The sequence below is a fragment of the Streptomyces sp. HUAS ZL42 genome (genome assembly GCF_040782645.1).
Classification (GTDB): domain Bacteria; phylum Actinomycetota; class Actinomycetes; order Streptomycetales; family Streptomycetaceae; genus Streptomyces.
Genome location: NZ_CP160403.1, coordinates 5604688 through 5622216, shown reverse-complemented (window position 1 = coordinate 5622216; position 17529 = coordinate 5604688). Strand labels below are relative to the sequence as shown.

The following is a 17529-nucleotide window of genomic DNA, read 5'->3' as shown; positions in this document are numbered from 1 at the left end:
TCACTCCCCCGCCGAGAACGCCGAAGACACCGAAGAGCCCGACGACTCCGAAGCCACCGGCACCGCACGCGCGAACCCGCCGTCCACCATCAGGTTCGCCACCGTCTCCAACTCCGGCGGATTGCCCGCCAGCCGCGACAGGAAGACATCGAAGTCCTCACCGCACGGCAGCAGAAGCCGCTCCACACGCTCCGCCGGCGGCCACGCCGGATCCACGTCCCGCGCGTCGTCGTACGTGCAGAACCACACCGAACCGAGCCGCTCGCCCTTCACCTTCACGGCCAGCAGACCACCCTGGACGAAGCCGACGCCCAGGTAGTCCTTGGTCAGATGGTCACGCAGACACTTGTTCACGTACACCAGGTCGTTGACCGCCGCCTCGTCCCGCACCGTGAAGAACGGCTGGTCGACCAGCAGCCCCAACTCCGCGTCCAGCGCGGCCCCGACGGGAGCGCAGCCACCCGCCGCCTTCAGGAACGAGCGGTACGGACCCGGCAGCCGGTACCCCAGATCCTCCTCGACCCCCTGGACCTGCTGCTCCGTCACCGCCACACCCGACTTCGGCAGACCGAAATGCGCCGGACGCGTCTCCTGCAACGGCCGCGTACCCCGCTTGCCGTGATTCACCGCCGCCGTCGCCACACCACCGTGATGCCGCAGCAACGCCTTCACCTCGACCGGCACCAGCTCCAACCGGCGCGTACCCACCACGTGATGCCACGTCCAGCCGTGCGGCGTCGCCACATTCGGCACCGTGTCCCACAACTCGTGCCCACTCGCCGCCAACGCCGCGTTCGCCGACACATAGTCCGTCAGCCGCAGCTCGTCGACCCCGAAACCCTCAGGCGGCTCCGCGATCTCCGCGGCCGCACGCGCATACGGCGAGAACTCGGGGTAACCGTGCTCGTCCATCCGTACCCCTCTCGGGTGACGGGCGGCCCGGACCGGATCCGGGAAATGCACGACCTGCCCGGCATAGGCCGCGTTCGGCGGCGCGGCTTGCTGCCCGAGCCGACCTGTCGTCATGGCGGTTGCCCCCTGCGGCACTCTGTACGACCCGAAGCGGACCAAACCGGTCGCACACAGCTTCCGGTTCGCCCCACCACGACCCGTATTCGACTGTCTCCAACGGTCACCGACGCGCGTTGACCGCACCTATCGCGGTGCCGACAGCCTATGCGGTACGACGACACCGGTCACCGGCGCTCCACTTCCGTGACCAGCCGTCACAACGCCGTGACAGCCCGCCCAAACGCGGGCGTGTCGCCCCGCCCCAGCTTCCGCACCAGCCACGCGATTTGGCACCCTGGATCCGCCGGGGGGATGCTCGGGAGGGGATGACGATCATGAACGCCACACAAACCGGACCGCACAACAGCCGATCCGGCGACCCCCGCATCGGCTGGAGCAGCACCACAACCCCCCACATCCCCACCCTCCGTCACCGCCGCGACGGCATACTCCCCACCATCGCCGCCGCCCTCTCCGTCCGCGGCGCCACCCTCACCGGCACCGCCGCCCGCGGCGACCAGCCCCCCGCCCTGCACCCCCTCGTCCAGGACTTCCTCGACACCCTCACCAGCGCCCAACGCGACCGCTTCACCGGCCGCTGCGCCGAAGCACTCCTCATCTCCCGCCACATCGCGGTCACCGACGCCGCCCGCAGCAGACGCGCCGCCCGGAAACCCATGACCAACGGCGAAGCCCGCAGAGCCCTCAAACAGGCCAAACTCACCGCCCGCCGCATCCGCGAGGACGGCGACCCCCTCCACGGCAGCTTCGCCACACCCTGCCGCGCCTGCACCGCCCTCAGCGACCACTTCGGCGTCCGCATCGTCGACCCGACAGCGACCGACGACTGACCCCACCGGACCCCGAAGGAACACACACCCAAGAGGGCAGATGCACACCGACCGCACCTCCACCACCCGCTTCCCCGTACCCGTCGACGCCGCCCTCCGCGAAGCCGGCTGGCAACCCGGACGCTGGGACATCAAACAGGCCGAGATCTGGGCCGACACCCTCCGCGACCACATCTCACCCGCCGGCCACCGCCACACCGTCTTCCCCGCCGCCGTCGAAGCCTGGGCCGAATTCGGCGGCCTCCACATCACCCCCAGCGGACCCGGCCGCCAAGTCGCCCCCGCCACCCTCCACCTCGACCCCCTCCACGGCCTCCACCTCGCCCGCACCCTCAGCGACCTCGGTCGCGCCCTCGACACCGACCTCTGCCCCCTCGGCGCCGAAACCCACACCCACGGCCTCCTCGCCATCGACACCGAAGGCCGCGCCTACACCCTCGACCACACCGGCGACTGGTACCTCGGCCCCGACATCGACCAAGCCCTCGCCGCCCTCGTCTCCGGCATCGAACCCGTACGACTCACCGCAGGCTGACCAGCACAAACAGCCCCCACGACGCCTACGACGCCTACGACGCCGGAATCACCGCCGACACCCGAAAACCCCCCGCATCCGTCGGCCCCGACACGAACACCCCACCCAACCCCGCAACCCGCTCCTTCATCCCCACCAACCCGTTGCCGCCCGACGGCAACCGAGCCGACGACGCCGACGACACCTCCGGCGGCGGCTCGTTCTCCACCTGCATCGCGATCTCCGACACCCGATGCGCCAACCGCACATGCGTCTTCGCCCCCGCCGCATGCTTGTGCACGTTCGTCAACGCCTCCTGAACCACCCGATACGCGGTCTGCTCGATCTCCCGCCCATACGACCGCGCATCCCCCTCCACCGTCAGATCCACCACCATCCCCGCAGCCGCCGACTGCCCCACCAACTCCTCCAACTCCGACAGACACGGCCCCTCGGCCCCACCCTCGTCCTCAACCAGCCGAGAAGCAGCCTCCGCCGCGGCAACCCCCACCGCCACCAACGGCAGCGACGCCGAACGCTCCCGCTGCTCCCCACTCCGCAGCACCCCGAGCATCTCCCGCAACTCCGTCAACGCCTGCCGCCCCATGTCCCCCACCAACACGGCATTCCGCACAGCCTTCTCGGGATCCTTCCGCGCCACGGCCTGAAGAGCAGCCGCATGTACGACCATGAGGCTCACCCGATGCGCGACCACGTCATGCATCTCCCTCGCAATCCGCGTCCGCTCCTCACCACGCGCCCACTCGGCCCGCTCCTCCGCCCGCTCCGCCAGCAGCATCAACTCCCGCTCGAGACTGTCCGCACGCTCCCGCAGACTCTCCATCAACCGGCGCCGCGCCCCCACGTACAACCCGAGCAGCACAGGAGGTGCCGTCAACCCGAGCGACGTCGTGATCGAAGCGAACGGTATGAACCAGTCCCCCAGCCGCAGATCCCCCTGCGCCATGTCCTGCCGCACCCGCACGAACGTCACGATGAGCGTCCCCACCAGCGACATCCCCGCCAGCGAACCGATGATCCGCCGCGGCAACTCGGACGCGGCGAGCGTGTACAGACCCACGATGCCCATCAGGAAACCCATCAGGGCGGGCGTGATCGCGATCGACACGAGCACGACGGCAATCGGCCATTTCCGCCGGATCAGCAACACGGAACCGGCGAGCAGTCCGAACACCACCCCCGCGGCGAGCGGAATCCCGGCGTCCCGGGCGAACGGAACCCCCTCGACCGCGCACTCCACCGCGGACGCGACCGCGAGAGTCGCGTCCAGCACCACACTGCGCCACCTGGTCCACCACCACGGCCCTCCCCGGGCCGTCGCCTGGTCTTCCCCCGTCGTGGTCATGCATCCAGCCTACGGGCGGCCGCCACAGGTTTTCCGGCGAGTTTCAACGACTGGCCTACACCACACTCAGTGACCGAAGAACGACGAAACCAGCCGGTATCCCTCGAACTGCTGAACTACGTCCGTTCGAGGCCGGAACCAGCCATTCCGGCTGGACGGTATGTGCATGGCACATACCCATGGCAAGTACGCGGACTTCGAGGGGTTGCGGGAGAGGGCGGTCGCGCTGCGGCGCGGGGGTTACAGCCTTCGGCAGATCCGGGACGAGCTGAAGATCTTCAACAACGACATCCTCAACCAACTCGTGAAAGGGGAGCCGCCGCCGGAGTGGACCAAGCGCCCCAACGCGAAGGACGACCTACGGGAGAAGGCGCGGGAGTTGCGCCGACAGGGGTGGACGTACGACCAGATCGAGGCGGAGCTGGGCTGCTCGAGGAGTTCGGTGTCGCTATGGGTTCGGGACCTTCCGAAGCCGGAACGCAAGCGGACCCCCGAGGAGGCTTCGGCGATCGCCCGGCGAGGCTGGGAGGCCAAGCTGCAGCTCCGCGACCAGGAGCGGCAGCGCACCAAGGATGCCGCCAAGCAAGAGGTCGGACAGCTCTCGACGCGCGAGCTGTTCCTGGTGGGCGTCGGCCTCTACTGGGCCGAGGGCGGCAAGGACAAGCCGTACGACCGCCGCGAGAACGTCACCTTTGTCAACAGCGACCCAGGCATGATCAAGGTTTTCCTCGCCTGGCTCGACCTACTCCGAATCGAGCGCGAGCGTCTGCGGTACTGCGTCATGATCCACGAGACCGCGGACGTGGCAGGTGCAGAGCAGTACTGGGCTGACCTCGTCGGCGCAGACCTCTCAGCGTTCAACAAGACGGTGCTCAAGAAGCACAACCCCAAGACGGTTCGCAAGAACGTCGGCGATTCCTACCGGGGTTGCCTGGTGATCAAAGTCCTGAAGGGTGCCGACTTGTACCGTCGCATCGAGGGCTCTTGGTACGGCATAGTGGAGTCCGCACGCGAAGCCGATCACTCGAATCGGACATAGCCTGCAAACTATCCCGGATCGTCTAAAGGCAGGACAAACGGTTTTGGTCCGTTGAATGAGGGTTCGAATCCTTCTCCGGGAGCCCACAGCACACAAGACCTCAGCTCGGGTCCTGACCCACCTCGGTCAGGACCCGAACCCATGTCCCCCAAGAAACGCCCCGGTATCCTGCGGATGTCCACCCCCACCCCACCAAAGCCGAAGGGCATCCCCGTGAGCGCCATCCGCCCGGCAGCCGTCGTCGTACTCGCAGCGGGTGAGGGCACCCGTATGAAGTCGGCCACACCCAAGGTCCTGCACGAGATCTGCGGCCGTTCCCTCGTGGGCCATGTGCTGGCCGCAGCCCGTGAGCTGGACCCCGAGAACCTGGTCGTCGTGGTCGGGCACGCGCGTGAGAAGGTCACCGCGCATCTCAGCGAGATCGACCCGGGCGTCCGTACCGCTGTCCAGGCGGAGCAGAACGGCACCGGCCACGCCGTCCGTATCGCTCTCGACGAGCTCGGCGGCGGCGTGGACGGGACCGTGGTCGTCGTCTGCGGGGACACTCCCCTGCTGTCGGGCGAGACGCTCAGGCAGCTCGCGGCCACGCACCACACCGACGGCAACGCCGTGACGGTCCTGACCGCCGAGGTTCCGGACGCCACGGGTTACGGCCGTATCGTCCGCGACGACGCCACGGGTGCCGTCACCGCCATCGTCGAGCACAAGGACGCCACCGACGAACAGCGGGCGATCCGTGAGATCAACTCGGGTGTGTTCGCGTTCGACGGGCAGCTTCTCGCGGACGCCCTCAAGAAGGTGCGTACGGACAACAGTCAGGGCGAGGAGTACCTGACGGACGTCCTCGGGATTCTGCGCGAGGCCGGTCATCGTGTCGGGGCCTCCGTGGCCGGTGACCACCGGGAGATCGCGGGCATCAACAACCGTGTGCAGCTCAGCGAGGCCCGTCGCATCCTGAACGACCGGCTGCTGACGGCGGCCATGCTCTCCGGGGTCACGGTCGTGGACCCGGCGACCACGTGGGTCGATGTCACGGTCACGTTCGAGCAGGACGTGACGGTGTACCCGGGTACGCAGCTGCAGGGCGCGACGCATCTGGGCGAGGGTTCGGAGGTCGGTCCCAACAGCCGGCTGAAGGACACGCACGTGGGTGCGGGGGCGCGGGTGGACAACACGGTCTCGGACGGGGCGTTCGTGGGTCCGCAGGCGACGGTGGGGCCGTACGCCTACCTCCGGCCGGGCACCCGCCTCGGCCTCAAGTCCAAGATCGGTACGTACGTCGAGACGAAGAACGCTTCCATCGGCGAGGGGACGAAGGTCCCGCACCTCTCCTATGTCGGTGACGCGACGATCGGTGAGTACACGAACATCGGTGCCGCGAGTGTCTTCGTGAACTATGACGGTGAAGCCAAGCACCACACGACCGTCGGCTCACACTGCAAGACGGGTTCGGACAACATGTTTGTGGCTCCTGTCACTATCGGGGACGGCGCGTACACCGCGGCGGGCTCTGTGATCACGAAGGATGTGCCGCCCGGTTCGCTGGCTGTGGCCCGTGGTCAGCAGCGGAATATCGAGGGTTGGGTGGCTCGTAAGCGTCCGGGCAGTGCGGCTGCGAAGGCGGCCGAGGCGGCCTCCCGCCAGGGCGAAAGCGCAGGCTGACCGGAAACGGGTGCGCCGGACACGGCGTACCGTGATAGGTGCACACCCGCACCCCACCAGCTGAGACGACCTCTCACGCCCAGTGGCGAGGTCTGCTCGACACCCAGCTGCGACACCTCTGAGGAGACAGTGCTGTGACCGGGATCAAGACGACCGGCGAGAAGAAGTTGATGTTCTTCTCCGGCCGCGCACACCCCGAGCTTGCCGAGGAGGTCGCCCAGCAGTTGGGTGTCGGGGTTGTCCCGACGAAGGCCTTCGACTTCGCCAATGGTGAGATCTATGTCCGTTATCAGGAGTCGGCGCGTGGTGCGGACTGTTTCCTGATCCAGAGCCACACGGCTCCGATCAACAAGTGGATCATGGAGCAGTTGATCATGATCGACGCGTTGAAGCGTGCGTCGGCGCGTTCGATCACGGTGATCGTGCCGTTCTACGGTTACGCGCGGCAGGACAAGAAGCACCGTGGGCGTGAACCGATTTCGGCGCGTCTGATCGCGGATCTGATGAAGACGGCCGGTGCCGACCGGATTCTGACCGTGGATCTGCACACGGACCAGATCCAGGGCTTCTTCGACGGTCCGGTGGACCACCTGTTCGCGCTGCCGCTGCTGGCGGACTACGTGGGTCGGAAGGTCGACCGGGACAAGCTGACGGTCGTGTCTCCGGATGCGGGCCGGGTGCGGGTGGCGGACCGCTGGTGCGACCGGCTGGGTGCGCCGCTGGCGATCGTGCACAAGCGTCGCGACAAGGACGTGGCGAACCAGGTGACGGTGCACGAGGTCGTGGGTGAGGTCGAGGGCCGGGTGTGTGTGCTGGTCGACGACATGATCGACACGGGTGGCACGATCTGCGCGGCTGCGGACGCGCTGTTCGCGCATGGTGCCGAGGATGTGATCGTGACGGCGACGCACGGTGTGCTGTCGGGTCCGGCGGGCGACCGTCTGAAGAACTCGAAGGTGAGTGAGTTCGTCTTCACGAACACGCTGCCGACGCCGGGTGAGCTGGATCTGGACAAGATCACGGTGTTGTCGATCGCGCCGACGATCGCGAGTGCGGTGCGTGAGGTGTTCGAGGACGGTTCGGTGACGAGCCTGTTCGACGAGCAGTAACGATCATCTGGAAGATCGATTTCTGGTACGGCCTTCCCGCCGAGTACGCTGTTGCAGTTGCTCGGCGAGGGAGGCCGTACTCGTTCTTCGGTACGGCGGTCCGTTATCGACGCGCTCTTCGTAGCAGGCCGTTCGTGTGGCCGGGTGACTCCTGTACCCACTACTACGAGGAGTGAACATGTCCGAGGTGAAGCTCACCGCCGAGACGCGCACCGAGTTCGGCAAGGGTGCCGCCCGTCGTATCCGTCGTGACAGCAAGGTTCCGGGTGTGCTGTACGGCCACGGTTCGGACCCGCTGCACCTGACGCTTCCGGGTCACGACCTTCTTCTCGCGCTGCGTACGCCGAACGTCCTGATCTCCCTGGACATCGACGGCAAGACGAACGAGCTGGCGATCCCGAAGTCCGTGCAGCGCGACCCGATCAAGGGCTTCCTGGAGCACGTGGACCTGCAGTTGGTCAAGCGGGGCGAGAAGGTCACGGTCGAGGTTCCGGTGCAGGCCGAGGGCGAGCTGGCCGCGGGTGGCAACCTGCTGGAGCACGTGCTGAACGCGCTGCCGGTCGAGGCCGAGGCGACGCACATCCCCGAGGCCTTCACGGTCTCCGTCGAGGGTCTGTCGGCCGGTGACTCCGTCCTGGCCAAGGACGTCCCCCTGCCGAACGGCGTGACGCTGGCCGTCGACGAGGACGCGGTCGTCCTGCAGGTCCTGGCCGCGCAGGCGGAGGAGGCCCCCGAGGGCGAGGAGGCCGCGGAGGGCGAAGAGGCCGCCGAGGCCTGATCCTCACCGTCGTCGTTTCGTCAGCCGCTGTTCCCTCCGGGGGCAGCGGCTGGCGCGTATCAAGGAGACATGCACGTGACGACCGATGCCAACGTGCCCTGGCTGATCGTGGGCCTGGGCAATCCGGGTCCGGAGTACGCGGGGAACCGGCACAACGTGGGCTTCATGGTGGCCGATCTGCTGGCGGAGCGGATCGGGGGGAGGTTCAAGCGGGCGGGGAAGGCGCAGGCGCAGGTCGTGGAAGGGCGGATCGGGCCGCCCGGGCCGGCGAACCGGCGGGTGATCCTGGCGAAGCCGATGTCGTACATGAATCTGTCGGGCGGGCCGGTGAACGCTCTGCGGGATTTCTACAAGGTGCCTTTGTCGCATGTCGTGGCGGTGCATGACGAGCTGGACATCGACTACGGGACGTTGCGGCTGAAGCTGGGTGGCGGGGACAACGGGCACAACGGGTTGAAGTCGATGACGAAGGCGATGGGGGCGGACTATCACCGGGTGCGGTTCGGGATCGGGCGGCCGCCGGGTCGTATGCAGGTCGCGGATTTCGTGCTGAAGGACTTCTCCTCCGCGGAGCGCAAGGAGCTGGACTACTTCGTGGATCGGGCGGCGGACGCGGTGGAGTGCCTGGTGATCGAGGGGCTGGAGCGGGCGCAAAGCACGTACAACTCCTGACTTGTCCGCCCACCTGGCGGGCCGGGGTTGACTCGCCGTCGAGGCATGACCAATGATCCCGGCCATGCCTGCCACAGCCACCTCGTCCCGTCAGGCCCCGGTCGCCGCGTTGCGGTTCGGGCGGCTCGCGGCGATGGGTACGCTCGCCGTGCTGATTCTGATCGCGGGTGTCTGGGGTTCCTGGGGTGCCGCGCAGCACGTGATGCTGACGAAGGGCCGGGAGAGCGGCACGATCCGGGTGACGGCGTGCGGTGCGGACATGTGCGCGGGGCCGTTCACGCCGGTGTCGGAGGGGGCGACTGCGCGGGAGCGGGTGGTCATCGAGAAGTCCGTCGCGGTGAAGAAGGGGCGGACGTACACGGTGGTGGTGAAGCCGGCTACGGACGTGGTGGTGCGCTCGGGTCCCGCGGGGATCCTGTTCGCGTGGGTTCCGCTGGGCGGTGCGTTGCTGCTGGCGTCGGTGGTGGTCGCGGGCGGGCTGGGTCGGGCCAGGGTGGGCTGGGTGCTGGCGGGGTCGGGTGTGGCGTTGCTGACGGCGGCGTTCGTGGTGATCTGACGCGGCATTCGTCAGCTTCTGTCCCGGGGTTCGTAACATTCCCAGGGTTTTCGGCGCTCTCCAGTTATGTGGGGGGCCTGAGTGTTGTCGGTTCGTGATTGACCTGGTTTAGGCCGAGGCTGGATGCTGAGCCGCCCCCTCCACGTCTTCCCGTTTCGTTTCTCGGAGATGGACTACTGCCCCATGCGAACCCTCACCCGCGCCGGCGCCCTGTCCGCCGTCGCCGCGGCCGCGTTGCTCGCGACCCCTTCCGCCTACGCCACCACTCCCGGTGACAACGGCACCGTGAAGATCCACGACGCCAAGACCGGCGAGGAGCTGCGGCGCAACGAGCCGCACGTCTGCACGTTCTATCTGGACGCCTTCGGGTTCGACAGCGTTCAGCAGGTCGACTGGCACATCGAGGCGTGGGCGCCGACCGCCGACGTCAAGGGCGAGACGGTGAAGTCCGGCGAGATCACGCTGGACGCCGACGGTCACGGCCGTACGGAGGACCTGTCGCTGCCCGACGGGCACTACAAGCTGTTCTGGAACTTCGACGGCGAGAAGGGTGCCGCGAAGCACAAGGTGTTCTGGACGGACTGCGAGGACTCCGAGGGGGGCGGCGGTTCGAACCCGTCCGCGTCGGCGTCCCCGAGTTCGTCCGTGGAGGGTACGGCGAGCCCGTCCCCGTCTGTGGGTGCCGGTGGGTCGGCGAACCCGTCGCCGTCCGCGCAGGGCAGCAGCACGGGGGACCTGGCGGAGACCGGTAACGGTGCTCCGGTCGGTCTGCTGTCGGGTGTCGCGGCCGTGCTGATGGGTGCCGGTGGTTACCTGGTGTTCCGTCGCCGCAAGGCCCAGCAGGGCTGAGCCGGCCGAAGGCAACGAACGGTGCCCCCGAGCTCTGGGCTCGGGGGCACCGTTCGTCGTGTCCGGGGCGGTTGTCAGCCGGTGTTGCGCAGACCGGCGGCCACGCCGTTGACGGTGAGCAGCAGGGCGCGGGCGAGCAGCGGGTCGGGTTCGTCGCCGGCGGCTGCGGCGTCGCGCTGCCTCTTGAGGAGGGTCACCTGGAGGTAGGAGATGGGGTCGAGGTAGGCGTCGCGGATGGTGAAGGTCTGCCTGAGGACGGGCTGGGAGTCGAGCAGTTCCTTCTCGCCGGTGATGCGCAGGACTTCGGCGACGGTGAGCGCGTGTTCGGCCTTGATGGTGTCGAAGACGTGCTTGAGGTCGTCGGGGACGAGGGTGTCGACGTAGTGCTGGGCGATCCGCAGGTCGGTCTTGGCGAGGGTCATCTCGACGTTGGAGACGAAGTTGCGGAAGAAGTGCCACTGCTCGTGCATCTCGTCGAGGACGGTGTCGAGTCCGGCTTCGCGCAGGGCCTTGAGGCCGGAGCCGACGCCGAACCAGCCGGGGACGATCTGCCGGGACTGGGTCCAGCCGAAGACCCAGGGGATGGCGCGCAGGCCGTCGAGTCCGGCGCCGGAGTCGGGCCTTCGCGAGGGCCTGGATCCGAGGTGCAGGTCGGCGAGCTGGTCGACGGGGGTGGAGGCGAAGAAGTACGCCGGGAGGTCGGGGTCCTCGACGAGCCTGCGGTAGGCGGCGTGTGCGGCGTCGCTCACGACGTCCATGGCCGCGTCCCAGCGGGCGAGCGCCTCCACGGACTGGCGGGGGGCGGTGTGCAGGGCGGAGGCCTGGAGGGTGGCGGCGACCGTCAGTTCGAGGTTCTCCCTGGCGAGTGACGGGATGAGGTACTTGTCGGAGATGACCTCGCCCTGTTCGGTGACCTTGATCTCGCCTTCGAGGGTGCCCCAGGGCTGGGCGAGGATGGCGTCGTGGGAGGGGCCGCCGCCGCGTCCGACGGTGCCGCCGCGGCCGTGGAAGAGGCGGAGGCGTACGCCGTAGCGGTGGGCGACGTCGCGCAGTCGGCGCTGGGCGCGGTGGATCTCCCACTGGGAGGTGGTGATGCCGCCGAACTTGGAGGAGTCGGAGTAGCCGAGCATGACCTCCTGGACGTCGCCGCGCAGGGCGACGAGCCTCCGGTAGGAGGGGTCGGAGAGCATGTCCTCGAGGATGGTGTCGGCGGCCTTGAGCTCGTCGGTGGTCTCCAGGAGCGGCACGATGCCGATCTTCGCCCAGCCGGCGTGCAGGTCGATCAGGCCGGCCTCGCGGGCGAGGACGGCGGCGGCGAAGACGTCGTCGGCGCCCTGGCACATGGAGATGATGTACGACTCGATGACCTCTGGCCCGAAGATCTCCAGGGCGCGCTTGACGGTCTGGAAGACGCCGAGGGTCTTCTCGCCGGCGGCGTCCACGGGTGCCGGTGTGGGGGCGAGGGGGCGGCGGGAGCGCAGTTCCTTGGCGAGGAGCCTGGTGCGGTACTCGCGGGGCATGTCGGCGTAGCGCCAGGATTCCTCGCCGAGTCGGTCGAAGAGCTGGCCGAGGGCGTGGTGGTGGGCGTCCGCGTGTTCGCGTACGTCCATGGTGGCGAGCTGCAGGCCGAACGCGGAGAGGGTTCTGATGATGCGGTTCATGCGGCCGTCGGCGAACAGGCCGCCGCGGTGTGCGCGCAGCGAGGTCTGGATGAGGATGAGGTCCTGCAGGAGTTCGTTGGTGCCGAGGTAGTCGCGGCCGGGCTCGTGGGGGGTGCCCTTGGCGAGGCGCTGCTTGGTGTTCTCGAGCTTCTGCCGGATGCAGGTGGCCTTGAGCCGGTAGGGCTCCTCGGCGTTGAGCCGCTTGTAGCGGGGGCTGATCTCGGGCAGGCGGTCGAGGTCGGTGCGCAGGGACTGGAGGAGTTCCTCGGTGGCGCCGGTGTAGCGGATGGAGTTGGAGAGGAAGCCGCGGAGTTCGTCGATCATCTCCAGGGCGTCGTTGATGCCGTGTTCGTGCTGGAGGATGAGGACTTCCCAGGTGACGGCGGGGGTGACGTTGGGGTTGCCGTCGCGGTCGCCGCCGATCCAGGTGCCGAAGGTGAGGGGGCGGGTGTCGTCGGGGAGCTGGACTCCGACGCGTTCCAGTTCGGCGGTGAGGTCCTCCAGGACGTCGCCGACGGCGTTGGCGTGGAGTTCGTCGAGGTAGTAGATCGCGTTGCGGGCCTCGTCGGCGGGTTCGGGGCGTACGACGCGGAGCTCGTCGGTCTGCCAGACGAGGTCGATGTTCTCGGCGAGGCGGGTGTCGTAGCGGCGGCGGTCGGCCTCGATGACGGGGGTCTCGAGGAGTGCTGCGATGCGCCGGAGCTTGTTGAGGACCGACCGGCGCGCGGCCTCGGTGGGGTGCGCCGTGAAGACGGGGCGCACGTTGAGGTGCCTGACCGTCTCGCGTACGTGCTCGGGGTCGGCGTCCTTGAGGCGGTCGGCGGTGCGGGCGAGGAGGCCGCCCTCGGCGGCGCGCCGGGCGCGCAGTTCGCGGCCGCGGTGGACCTGCTCGGTGACGTTCGCCAGGTGGAAGTAGGTGGAGAAGGCGCGGACCAGCTTGGCGGCGGTCTGCAGTTCGGTGCCGCGCAGCAGCTCGGCGGCGGCCTCGCCGTCCTCTCGGGTGAGGCGGCGGACCTTCTCGACCAGGTCGAGCAGCTCGGGGCCCTCCTGCCGGACGAGGGCCTCGCCGAGGAGGTCGCCCAGCCGGCGGATGTCGGCGCGCAGCTCGCTGCTGGTCGTGGTGGTCTGGTCGTCGGCACTGCTCACAGGTGCGGCTCCTTGCAGTGTTGAAGCTCGTCCGGGAGGGGAACACGGATGTCGTCCTCGCGCGGCGGGTGCCGCATACGGGCCGGACATCCGGGAAGAAATCAGAGCGGACCGCGCTGTCCGACCGACTCCAAGGATAGGTGTCCATGCGGACGCGCAGACTCGCGGGCTCTTGCCGCAGGGCGACGCGCTGCCATACTTACGACGCCGTAGGTTACGGAACCGTAGGTCTCGTTGTAACGGGACTTGGGCACGGTTCCCAGAGCCGTCCGGCGCCTGCCTCCACCCTCGACCCCACAGGGGACGCGCATGACCACGAGCTCCGATGTGATCGAAGACGCCCCGAAGGCGAACGACGACACCCCACTGCCTTCCGCCACCCTGGGCGGTGAGCAGAAGCGTTCGATCGAGCAGATCACTCTTCTGCTCTTCATCACCGTCCCGTTCCTCGCGCTGCTCGCGGCCGTGCCGCTGGCGTGGGGATGGGGGGTGAGCTGGCTGGACCTCGGCCTGCTGGTGTTCTTCTACTACCTCGGCTGTCACGGCATCACCATCGGTTTCCACCGTTACTTCACGCATGGCTCCTTCAAGGCCAGGCGGCCCCTGCGGATCGCGCTGGCGATCATGGGTTCGCTGGCGGTGGAGGGGCCCCTGGTGCGCTGGGTCGCCGACCACCGCAAGCACCACAAGTTCTCGGACGCGGAGGGTGACCCGCACTCGCCGTGGCGGTTCGGGGAGACGGTCCCGGCGCTGATGAAGGGCCTGTGGTGGGCGCACATCGGCTGGATGTTCGACGAGGAGCAGACGCCGCAGGACAAGTACGCGCCGGATCTGATCAAGGACAGGGCGATCCGGACGATCTCGCGGCAGTTCGTGCTGTGGACGGTGGTGTCCCTGGCGCTGCCGCCGCTGATCGGCGGTCTCGTCACCATGTCGTGGTGGGGCGCGTTCACGGCGTTCTTCTGGGGTTCCCTGGTGCGGGTGGCCCTGCTGCACCACGTGACGTGGTCGATCAACTCGATCTGCCACGCGGTGGGCAAGCGGCCGTTCAAGTCGCGTGACCGTTCCGGCAACGTGTGGTGGCTGGCGGTGCTGTCCTGCGGCGAGTCGTGGCACAACCTGCACCACGCCGACCCGACGTCCGCGCGGCACGGTGTGGAGCGCTGGCAGCTGGACTCCTCGGCGCGGATCATCCGCTGGTTCGAACAGCTCGGTTGGGCGTACGACGTGCGCTGGCCGTCACGCTCGCGTATCGATTCGCGTCGCAACTCGGGTGAGGACGGCTCCCGGCGCCGGAAGGAGACCGCCGAGGCGGCATGATTGACGCCGTGGCGACCGACTCCAGCAGCACCCCCAGAGACGACAAGCAGCGGCGCGCGCGCCGCACCCGGATGACCGGTGCCGAGCGCCGTCAGCAGCTGCTGGAGATCGGTCGCACCCTGTTCGCCGCGAAGGGCTTCGAGGGCACGTCGGTGGAGGAGATCGCGGCGAAGGCCGGGGTGTCCAAGCCTGTCGTGTACGAGCACTTCGGTGGCAAGGAGGGCCTGTACGCGGTGGTGGTGGACCGCGAGATGCGCCGGCTGCTGGACATGGTGACCAGCTCCCTGACGGCGGGCCATCCCCGCGAGCTGTGCGAGCAGGCGGCCTTCGCGCTGCTGGACTACATCGAGGAGTACACGGACGGTTTCCGGATCCTGGTCCGCGACTCCCCGATCCCGCAGTCGACGGGTTCCTTCGCCTCGTTGATCTCGGACATCGCCACGCAGGTCGAGGACATCCTGGGCCGCGAGTTCAAGAGCCGCGGCTTCGACCCCAAGCTGGCGCCCCTGTACGCGCAGGCCCTGGTCGGCATGGTCGCGCTGACCGGCCAGTGGTGGCTGGACGTACGCCGCCCGAAGAAGGCGGAGGTCGCGGCGCATCTGGTGAACCTGGCGTGGCACGGGCTGGACGGGCTGGAGCAGAGGCCGCGACTGATCGGGCACCGGAAAAGCTGAATCATCAGCGCACAAGATTAATCTTGTGCCATCATGTGCGCATGACTGAGATCACCATCAGTGCGGCCCGTGCCCAGCTTGGCGACCTGGTCCGGCGTGCGGCCCACAGCCGCGAGACCATCGCCCTCACCGATCACGGACACGTGGCGGCGTTGCTGGTCTCGCCGCAGGTGATAGAGGATCTCGAAGATGCCCTGGCTGTCGCGGACTATCAGCGGCGCAAGGCGGAAGGCACGCTCGGCGAGGGCATCCCGCACGAGGAAGTGGGACGCATCCTGGGGTTGCGTCCGTGACCTACCGCATCATCTGGGAGCCGAGCGCCACGAACGCCGCCGTCCGGTTCCTCAAAGACGACCCGACCGGACTCGCCGCGGTCTACGAAGCCGTCGACGCGCTCGCCGAGAAGCCACGCCCCCTCAGCTCCACCGCCTACGGCGTCGACATCCGGCGCCTGCGCGTGGGCGCCTACCGGGTCATATACGTCATCGACGACGAGGTGATCCACATCCTCGTCACCCATCTGGGCCGCACTTCCTGATCGCTGTGGGCTCCAGGAACTCCAGTCGGTTCCCCACCGGGTCGGAGGCGTAGAAGCGCAGGTGGCCGGGCAGGTTGTCGTCCCAGGTCACCGGGACCCCGCGGGTCTCCAACCGGGCGGCGTACGCCTCGATGTCCGCGACCCGCAGCCCGGGGTGGGCCTTCTTCGCCGGTCTGAAGTCGCCCTCGATCCCCAGGTGCAGTTGCGCAGAACCGGCCTGGAACCAGCACCCGCCCCGCGCCGCCAGAGCCGGTGGCTTGGGGAGCTCGGTCATACCGAGGACACCGGCGTAGAAGTCGCGCAGCCGGTCCTCGGAGCCGGGCGGTGCTGCCAGTTGGACATGGTCGACAGCGGTGATCATCAGGCCTTCCTGCGGGCTACGGCAAAGACCCGGCGGAAGGGGAACGGCGTGCCGTGCCCGCCGGCCGGATAGGCCTCGCGCAGGGCGGCCCGGTACTCGGTGAGGAACTCCTCGCGCAGGGCGGGTTCGTCGGCGAGCGCGGTGAGGACGGGCCGCAGGCCGGTGCCCTTCACCCAGTCGAGCACCGGGTCCTCGCCGTGCAGCAGATGCACGTACGTCGTCTCCCACACGTCCGCGTCACAGCCGAGGTCGGCCAGCTTCTCCAGGTAGGCCTCGGGCGCGAGCACGGCGTCGTCGTGGCGGAGCGTCTCGGCGAGGCGGTCCCGCCAGCGCGCGGAGTGGGCGAGGTCGCGCATCAGCCGGTGGCTGGGGGCGTCGAAGTTGCCGGGCACCTGGAAGGCGAAGGTGCCGCCGGGGGCGAGGCTCCCGATCCAGTCGGCGAAGCGGTCGGCGTGCCCGGGGACCCACTGCAGGGTGGCGTTGCTGATGATCAGGTCGTACGGCTCCTCGGGCACCCAGGTGCGGGCGTCGGCGTAGGAGAAGTCGAGGCGGCCGCCGCCCGGCGTGGTGCCCCCGTGGTCGACGCGGGCCTTGTCGAGCATCTCCTCGGAGTTGTCGTGGCCGACGATCCGCGCGGTGGGCCAGCGGTCGGCGAGGATCGCGGTGACGTTGCCGGGGCCGCAGCCGAGGTCGGCGATGGCGGGCGGGTCGCCGGGCAGCTCGGGGACGCGGGCCAGGAGGTCGGTGAAGGGGCGGGCACGGTGGCCGGCGTGACGCAGGTACTGGGCGGGGTCCCAGGTCGGCGTGGTCATGGCTCCACACTCCCAGGGAAATTATCTCGATGTCAAGAGACTTCACATCAAGAGACTTCATGTCGACACAACCACTACACTGATCGCCATGGAGGACGAGGTCGATCGGCTGGTCGCAGCGTGGCGCCGGGAGCGCCCTGACCTCGACGTGGAACCGCTCGAGGTGCTCAGCCGGGTGAGCAGGCTGGCCCGGCACCTGGACCGGGCACGTCGTCTGGCGTTCTCCGAGCACCAGCTGGAGCCCTGGGAGTTCGACGTCCTGACGGCGCTCAGGCGCGCGGGAGCCCCGTACCAGCTCTCACCGGGACAGCTGCTCACCCAGACCCTGGTCACCTCCGGCACGATGACGAACCGCATCGACCGCCTGGCGAAGAAGGGCCTGGTGGAACGACTGCCGGACCCGAGCGACCGGCGCGGTGTCCTGGTCCGTCTGACGGACGAGGGCCGGGACCGTGCGGACCAGGCCCTCGCCGGACTCCTCGACCAGGAACGGGCCATCCTCGCCGAGCTCTCCCGCGCCCAGCGCGGCGAACTGGCCGGCCTGCTACGCCAGCTGACCGCCCCGTTCGACAACATCCCCGGCTGAGGCACTGCCGGGCGGATCCTGCCG

General features: G+C 68.6%; 19 protein-coding genes and 1 tRNA gene. 15 read left to right on the top strand and 5 right to left on the bottom strand.

The window, feature by feature from the left end; all coding sequences use genetic code 11:
* Entirely contained in the window at positions 1–1026 is a 1026-nt protein-coding gene (locus ABZO29_RS25945) for an SMI1/KNR4 family protein (RefSeq protein ID WP_367322579.1), read from the bottom strand.
* Positions 1027–1337: 311 nt separating this feature from the next.
* Between ABZO29_RS25945 and ABZO29_RS25940 the strand changes: the two genes are divergently transcribed.
* Both ABZO29_RS25940 and ABZO29_RS25935 read left to right on the top strand, forming a co-directional pair.
* Positions 1338–1862, top strand: coding sequence for a YwqJ-related putative deaminase (locus tag ABZO29_RS25940; RefSeq protein WP_367322578.1), 525 nt, complete (start codon positions 1338–1340; stop codon positions 1860–1862).
* A gap of 40 nt (positions 1863–1902) precedes the next feature.
* On the top strand, positions 1903–2397 hold the full coding sequence (locus ABZO29_RS25935) for an SUKH-3 domain-containing protein (RefSeq protein ID WP_367322577.1): 495 nt from the start codon (positions 1903–1905) through the stop codon (positions 2395–2397).
* Positions 2398–2431: 34 nt separating this feature from the next.
* Here the strand turns inward: ABZO29_RS25935 and ABZO29_RS25930 are convergent, their stop codons facing one another.
* Positions 2432–3742: a sensor histidine kinase gene (locus ABZO29_RS25930; RefSeq protein ID WP_367322576.1), complete on the bottom strand. Its 1311-nt coding sequence runs from the start codon at positions 3740–3742 to the stop codon at positions 2432–2434.
* Between the two features lie 166 nt (positions 3743–3908).
* Here ABZO29_RS25930 and ABZO29_RS25925 point away from each other — a divergent pair, with 166 nt between their 5' ends.
* The 8 genes from ABZO29_RS25925 to ABZO29_RS25890 all read left to right on the top strand — a co-directional run bounded on the left by ABZO29_RS25925 (position 3909) and on the right by ABZO29_RS25890 (position 10407).
* Positions 3909–4781, top strand: a complete 873-nt coding sequence (locus tag ABZO29_RS25925) for a hypothetical protein (RefSeq protein ID WP_367322575.1) — start codon at positions 3909–3911, stop codon at positions 4779–4781.
* 11 nt (positions 4782–4792) lie between these two features.
* Positions 4793–4863, top strand: a tRNA-Gln gene (locus ABZO29_RS25920).
* 131 nt (positions 4864–4994) lie between these two features.
* On the top strand, positions 4995–6443 hold the full coding sequence (gene glmU, locus ABZO29_RS25915; protein ID WP_367326248.1) for a bifunctional UDP-N-acetylglucosamine diphosphorylase/glucosamine-1-phosphate N-acetyltransferase GlmU: 1449 nt from the start codon (positions 4995–4997) through the stop codon (positions 6441–6443).
* 134 nt (positions 6444–6577) lie between these two features.
* Entirely contained in the window at positions 6578–7552 is a 975-nt protein-coding gene (locus tag ABZO29_RS25910) for a ribose-phosphate diphosphokinase (protein WP_367322574.1), read from the top strand.
* A 178-nt stretch (positions 7553–7730) separates the two neighbouring features.
* Positions 7731–8330 (top strand): 50S ribosomal protein L25/general stress protein Ctc, encoded by a 600-nt coding sequence (locus tag ABZO29_RS25905; protein ID WP_367322573.1) that lies wholly within the window; start codon positions 7731–7733, stop codon positions 8328–8330.
* Between the two features lie 69 nt (positions 8331–8399).
* Positions 8400–9002 (top strand): aminoacyl-tRNA hydrolase, encoded by a 603-nt coding sequence (gene pth / locus ABZO29_RS25900; RefSeq protein WP_367322572.1) that lies wholly within the window; start codon positions 8400–8402, stop codon positions 9000–9002.
* 52 nt (positions 9003–9054) lie between these two features.
* On the top strand, positions 9055–9558 hold the full coding sequence (locus ABZO29_RS25895) for a hypothetical protein (RefSeq protein WP_367322571.1): 504 nt from the start codon (positions 9055–9057) through the stop codon (positions 9556–9558).
* Between the two features lie 183 nt (positions 9559–9741).
* Positions 9742–10407: an LPXTG cell wall anchor domain-containing protein gene (locus ABZO29_RS25890; RefSeq protein WP_367322570.1), complete on the top strand. Its 666-nt coding sequence runs from the start codon at positions 9742–9744 to the stop codon at positions 10405–10407.
* A gap of 74 nt (positions 10408–10481) precedes the next feature.
* On the opposite strand, the gene ppc is transcribed toward ABZO29_RS25890, so the two are convergent.
* A complete protein-coding gene (ppc, locus tag ABZO29_RS25885) occupies positions 10482–13214 on the bottom strand; it encodes a phosphoenolpyruvate carboxylase (protein ID WP_367322569.1) in 2733 nt (910 codons plus the stop codon).
* A gap of 309 nt (positions 13215–13523) precedes the next feature.
* Between ppc and ABZO29_RS25880 the strand changes: the two genes are divergently transcribed.
* The 4 genes from ABZO29_RS25880 to ABZO29_RS25865 are packed head-to-tail and all read left to right on the top strand — an operon-like array spanning position 13524 to position 15746.
* Positions 13524–14534: an acyl-CoA desaturase gene (locus ABZO29_RS25880; RefSeq protein WP_367322568.1), complete on the top strand. Its 1011-nt coding sequence runs from the start codon at positions 13524–13526 to the stop codon at positions 14532–14534.
* The gene (locus tag ABZO29_RS25875; RefSeq protein WP_367322567.1) at positions 14531–15208 is read left to right on the top strand and encodes a TetR family transcriptional regulator; all 678 of its coding nucleotides are present in this window, start codon (positions 14531–14533) and stop codon (positions 15206–15208) included. The genes ABZO29_RS25880 and ABZO29_RS25875 overlap by 4 nt, the downstream gene beginning before the upstream one ends.
* 41 nt (positions 15209–15249) lie before the next feature.
* Positions 15250–15501 (top strand): type II toxin-antitoxin system Phd/YefM family antitoxin, encoded by a 252-nt coding sequence (locus tag ABZO29_RS25870; protein ID WP_367322566.1) that lies wholly within the window; start codon positions 15250–15252, stop codon positions 15499–15501.
* On the top strand, positions 15498–15746 hold the full coding sequence (locus tag ABZO29_RS25865) for a type II toxin-antitoxin system RelE/ParE family toxin (protein WP_367322565.1): 249 nt from the start codon (positions 15498–15500) through the stop codon (positions 15744–15746). Before ABZO29_RS25870 ends, ABZO29_RS25865 begins: the two co-directional genes overlap by 4 nt.
* On the opposite strand, the gene ABZO29_RS25860 is transcribed toward ABZO29_RS25865, so the two are convergent.
* Both ABZO29_RS25860 and ABZO29_RS25855 read right to left on the bottom strand, forming a co-directional pair.
* On the bottom strand, positions 15721–16107 hold the full coding sequence (locus ABZO29_RS25860; protein WP_367322564.1) for a VOC family protein: 387 nt from the start codon (positions 16105–16107) through the stop codon (positions 15721–15723). The two genes, ABZO29_RS25865 and ABZO29_RS25860, sit on opposite strands and share 26 nt — an antisense overlap.
* On the bottom strand, positions 16107–16919 hold the full coding sequence (locus ABZO29_RS25855) for a trans-aconitate 2-methyltransferase (protein WP_367322563.1): 813 nt from the start codon (positions 16917–16919) through the stop codon (positions 16107–16109). The genes ABZO29_RS25860 and ABZO29_RS25855 overlap by 1 nt, the downstream gene beginning before the upstream one ends.
* Positions 16920–17007: 88 nt before the next feature.
* Between ABZO29_RS25855 and tamR the strand changes: the two genes are divergently transcribed.
* Entirely contained in the window at positions 17008–17505 is a 498-nt protein-coding gene (gene tamR / locus ABZO29_RS25850) for a MarR family transcriptional regulator TamR (protein ID WP_367322562.1), read from the top strand.
* Positions 17506–17529 lie beyond the last annotated feature (24 nt).

What these genes read in the sequence shown, in the direction of transcription:
- ABZO29_RS25945 (WP_367322579.1), bottom strand. Translation starts at nt 1,026, where the DNA reads ATGACGACAGGTCGGCTCGGGCAGCAAGCCGCGCCGCCGAACGCGGCC.
- ABZO29_RS25940 (WP_367322578.1), top strand. Translation starts at nt 1,338, where the DNA reads ATGACGATCATGAACGCCACACAAACCGGACCGCACAACAGCCGATCC.
- ABZO29_RS25935 (WP_367322577.1), top strand. Translation starts at nt 1,903, where the DNA reads ATGCACACCGACCGCACCTCCACCACCCGCTTCCCCGTACCCGTCGAC.
- ABZO29_RS25930 (WP_367322576.1), bottom strand. Translation starts at nt 3,742, where the DNA reads ATGACCACGACGGGGGAAGACCAGGCGACGGCCCGGGGAGGGCCGTGG.
- ABZO29_RS25925 (WP_367322575.1), top strand. Translation starts at nt 3,909, where the DNA reads ATGGCACATACCCATGGCAAGTACGCGGACTTCGAGGGGTTGCGGGAG.
- ABZO29_RS25905 (WP_367322573.1), top strand. Translation starts at nt 7,731, where the DNA reads ATGTCCGAGGTGAAGCTCACCGCCGAGACGCGCACCGAGTTCGGCAAG.
- pth (WP_367322572.1), top strand. Translation starts at nt 8,400, where the DNA reads ATGCACGTGACGACCGATGCCAACGTGCCCTGGCTGATCGTGGGCCTG.
- ABZO29_RS25895 (WP_367322571.1), top strand. Translation starts at nt 9,055, where the DNA reads ATGATCCCGGCCATGCCTGCCACAGCCACCTCGTCCCGTCAGGCCCCG.
- ABZO29_RS25890 (WP_367322570.1), top strand. Translation starts at nt 9,742, where the DNA reads ATGCGAACCCTCACCCGCGCCGGCGCCCTGTCCGCCGTCGCCGCGGCC.
- ABZO29_RS25880 (WP_367322568.1), top strand. Translation starts at nt 13,524, where the DNA reads ATGACCACGAGCTCCGATGTGATCGAAGACGCCCCGAAGGCGAACGAC.
- ABZO29_RS25875 (WP_367322567.1), top strand. Translation starts at nt 14,531, where the DNA reads ATGATTGACGCCGTGGCGACCGACTCCAGCAGCACCCCCAGAGACGAC.
- ABZO29_RS25870 (WP_367322566.1), top strand. Translation starts at nt 15,250, where the DNA reads ATGACTGAGATCACCATCAGTGCGGCCCGTGCCCAGCTTGGCGACCTG.
- ABZO29_RS25860 (WP_367322564.1), bottom strand. Translation starts at nt 16,107, where the DNA reads ATGATCACCGCTGTCGACCATGTCCAACTGGCAGCACCGCCCGGCTCC.
- ABZO29_RS25855 (WP_367322563.1), bottom strand. Translation starts at nt 16,919, where the DNA reads ATGACCACGCCGACCTGGGACCCCGCCCAGTACCTGCGTCACGCCGGC.
- tamR (WP_367322562.1), top strand. Translation starts at nt 17,008, where the DNA reads ATGGAGGACGAGGTCGATCGGCTGGTCGCAGCGTGGCGCCGGGAGCGC.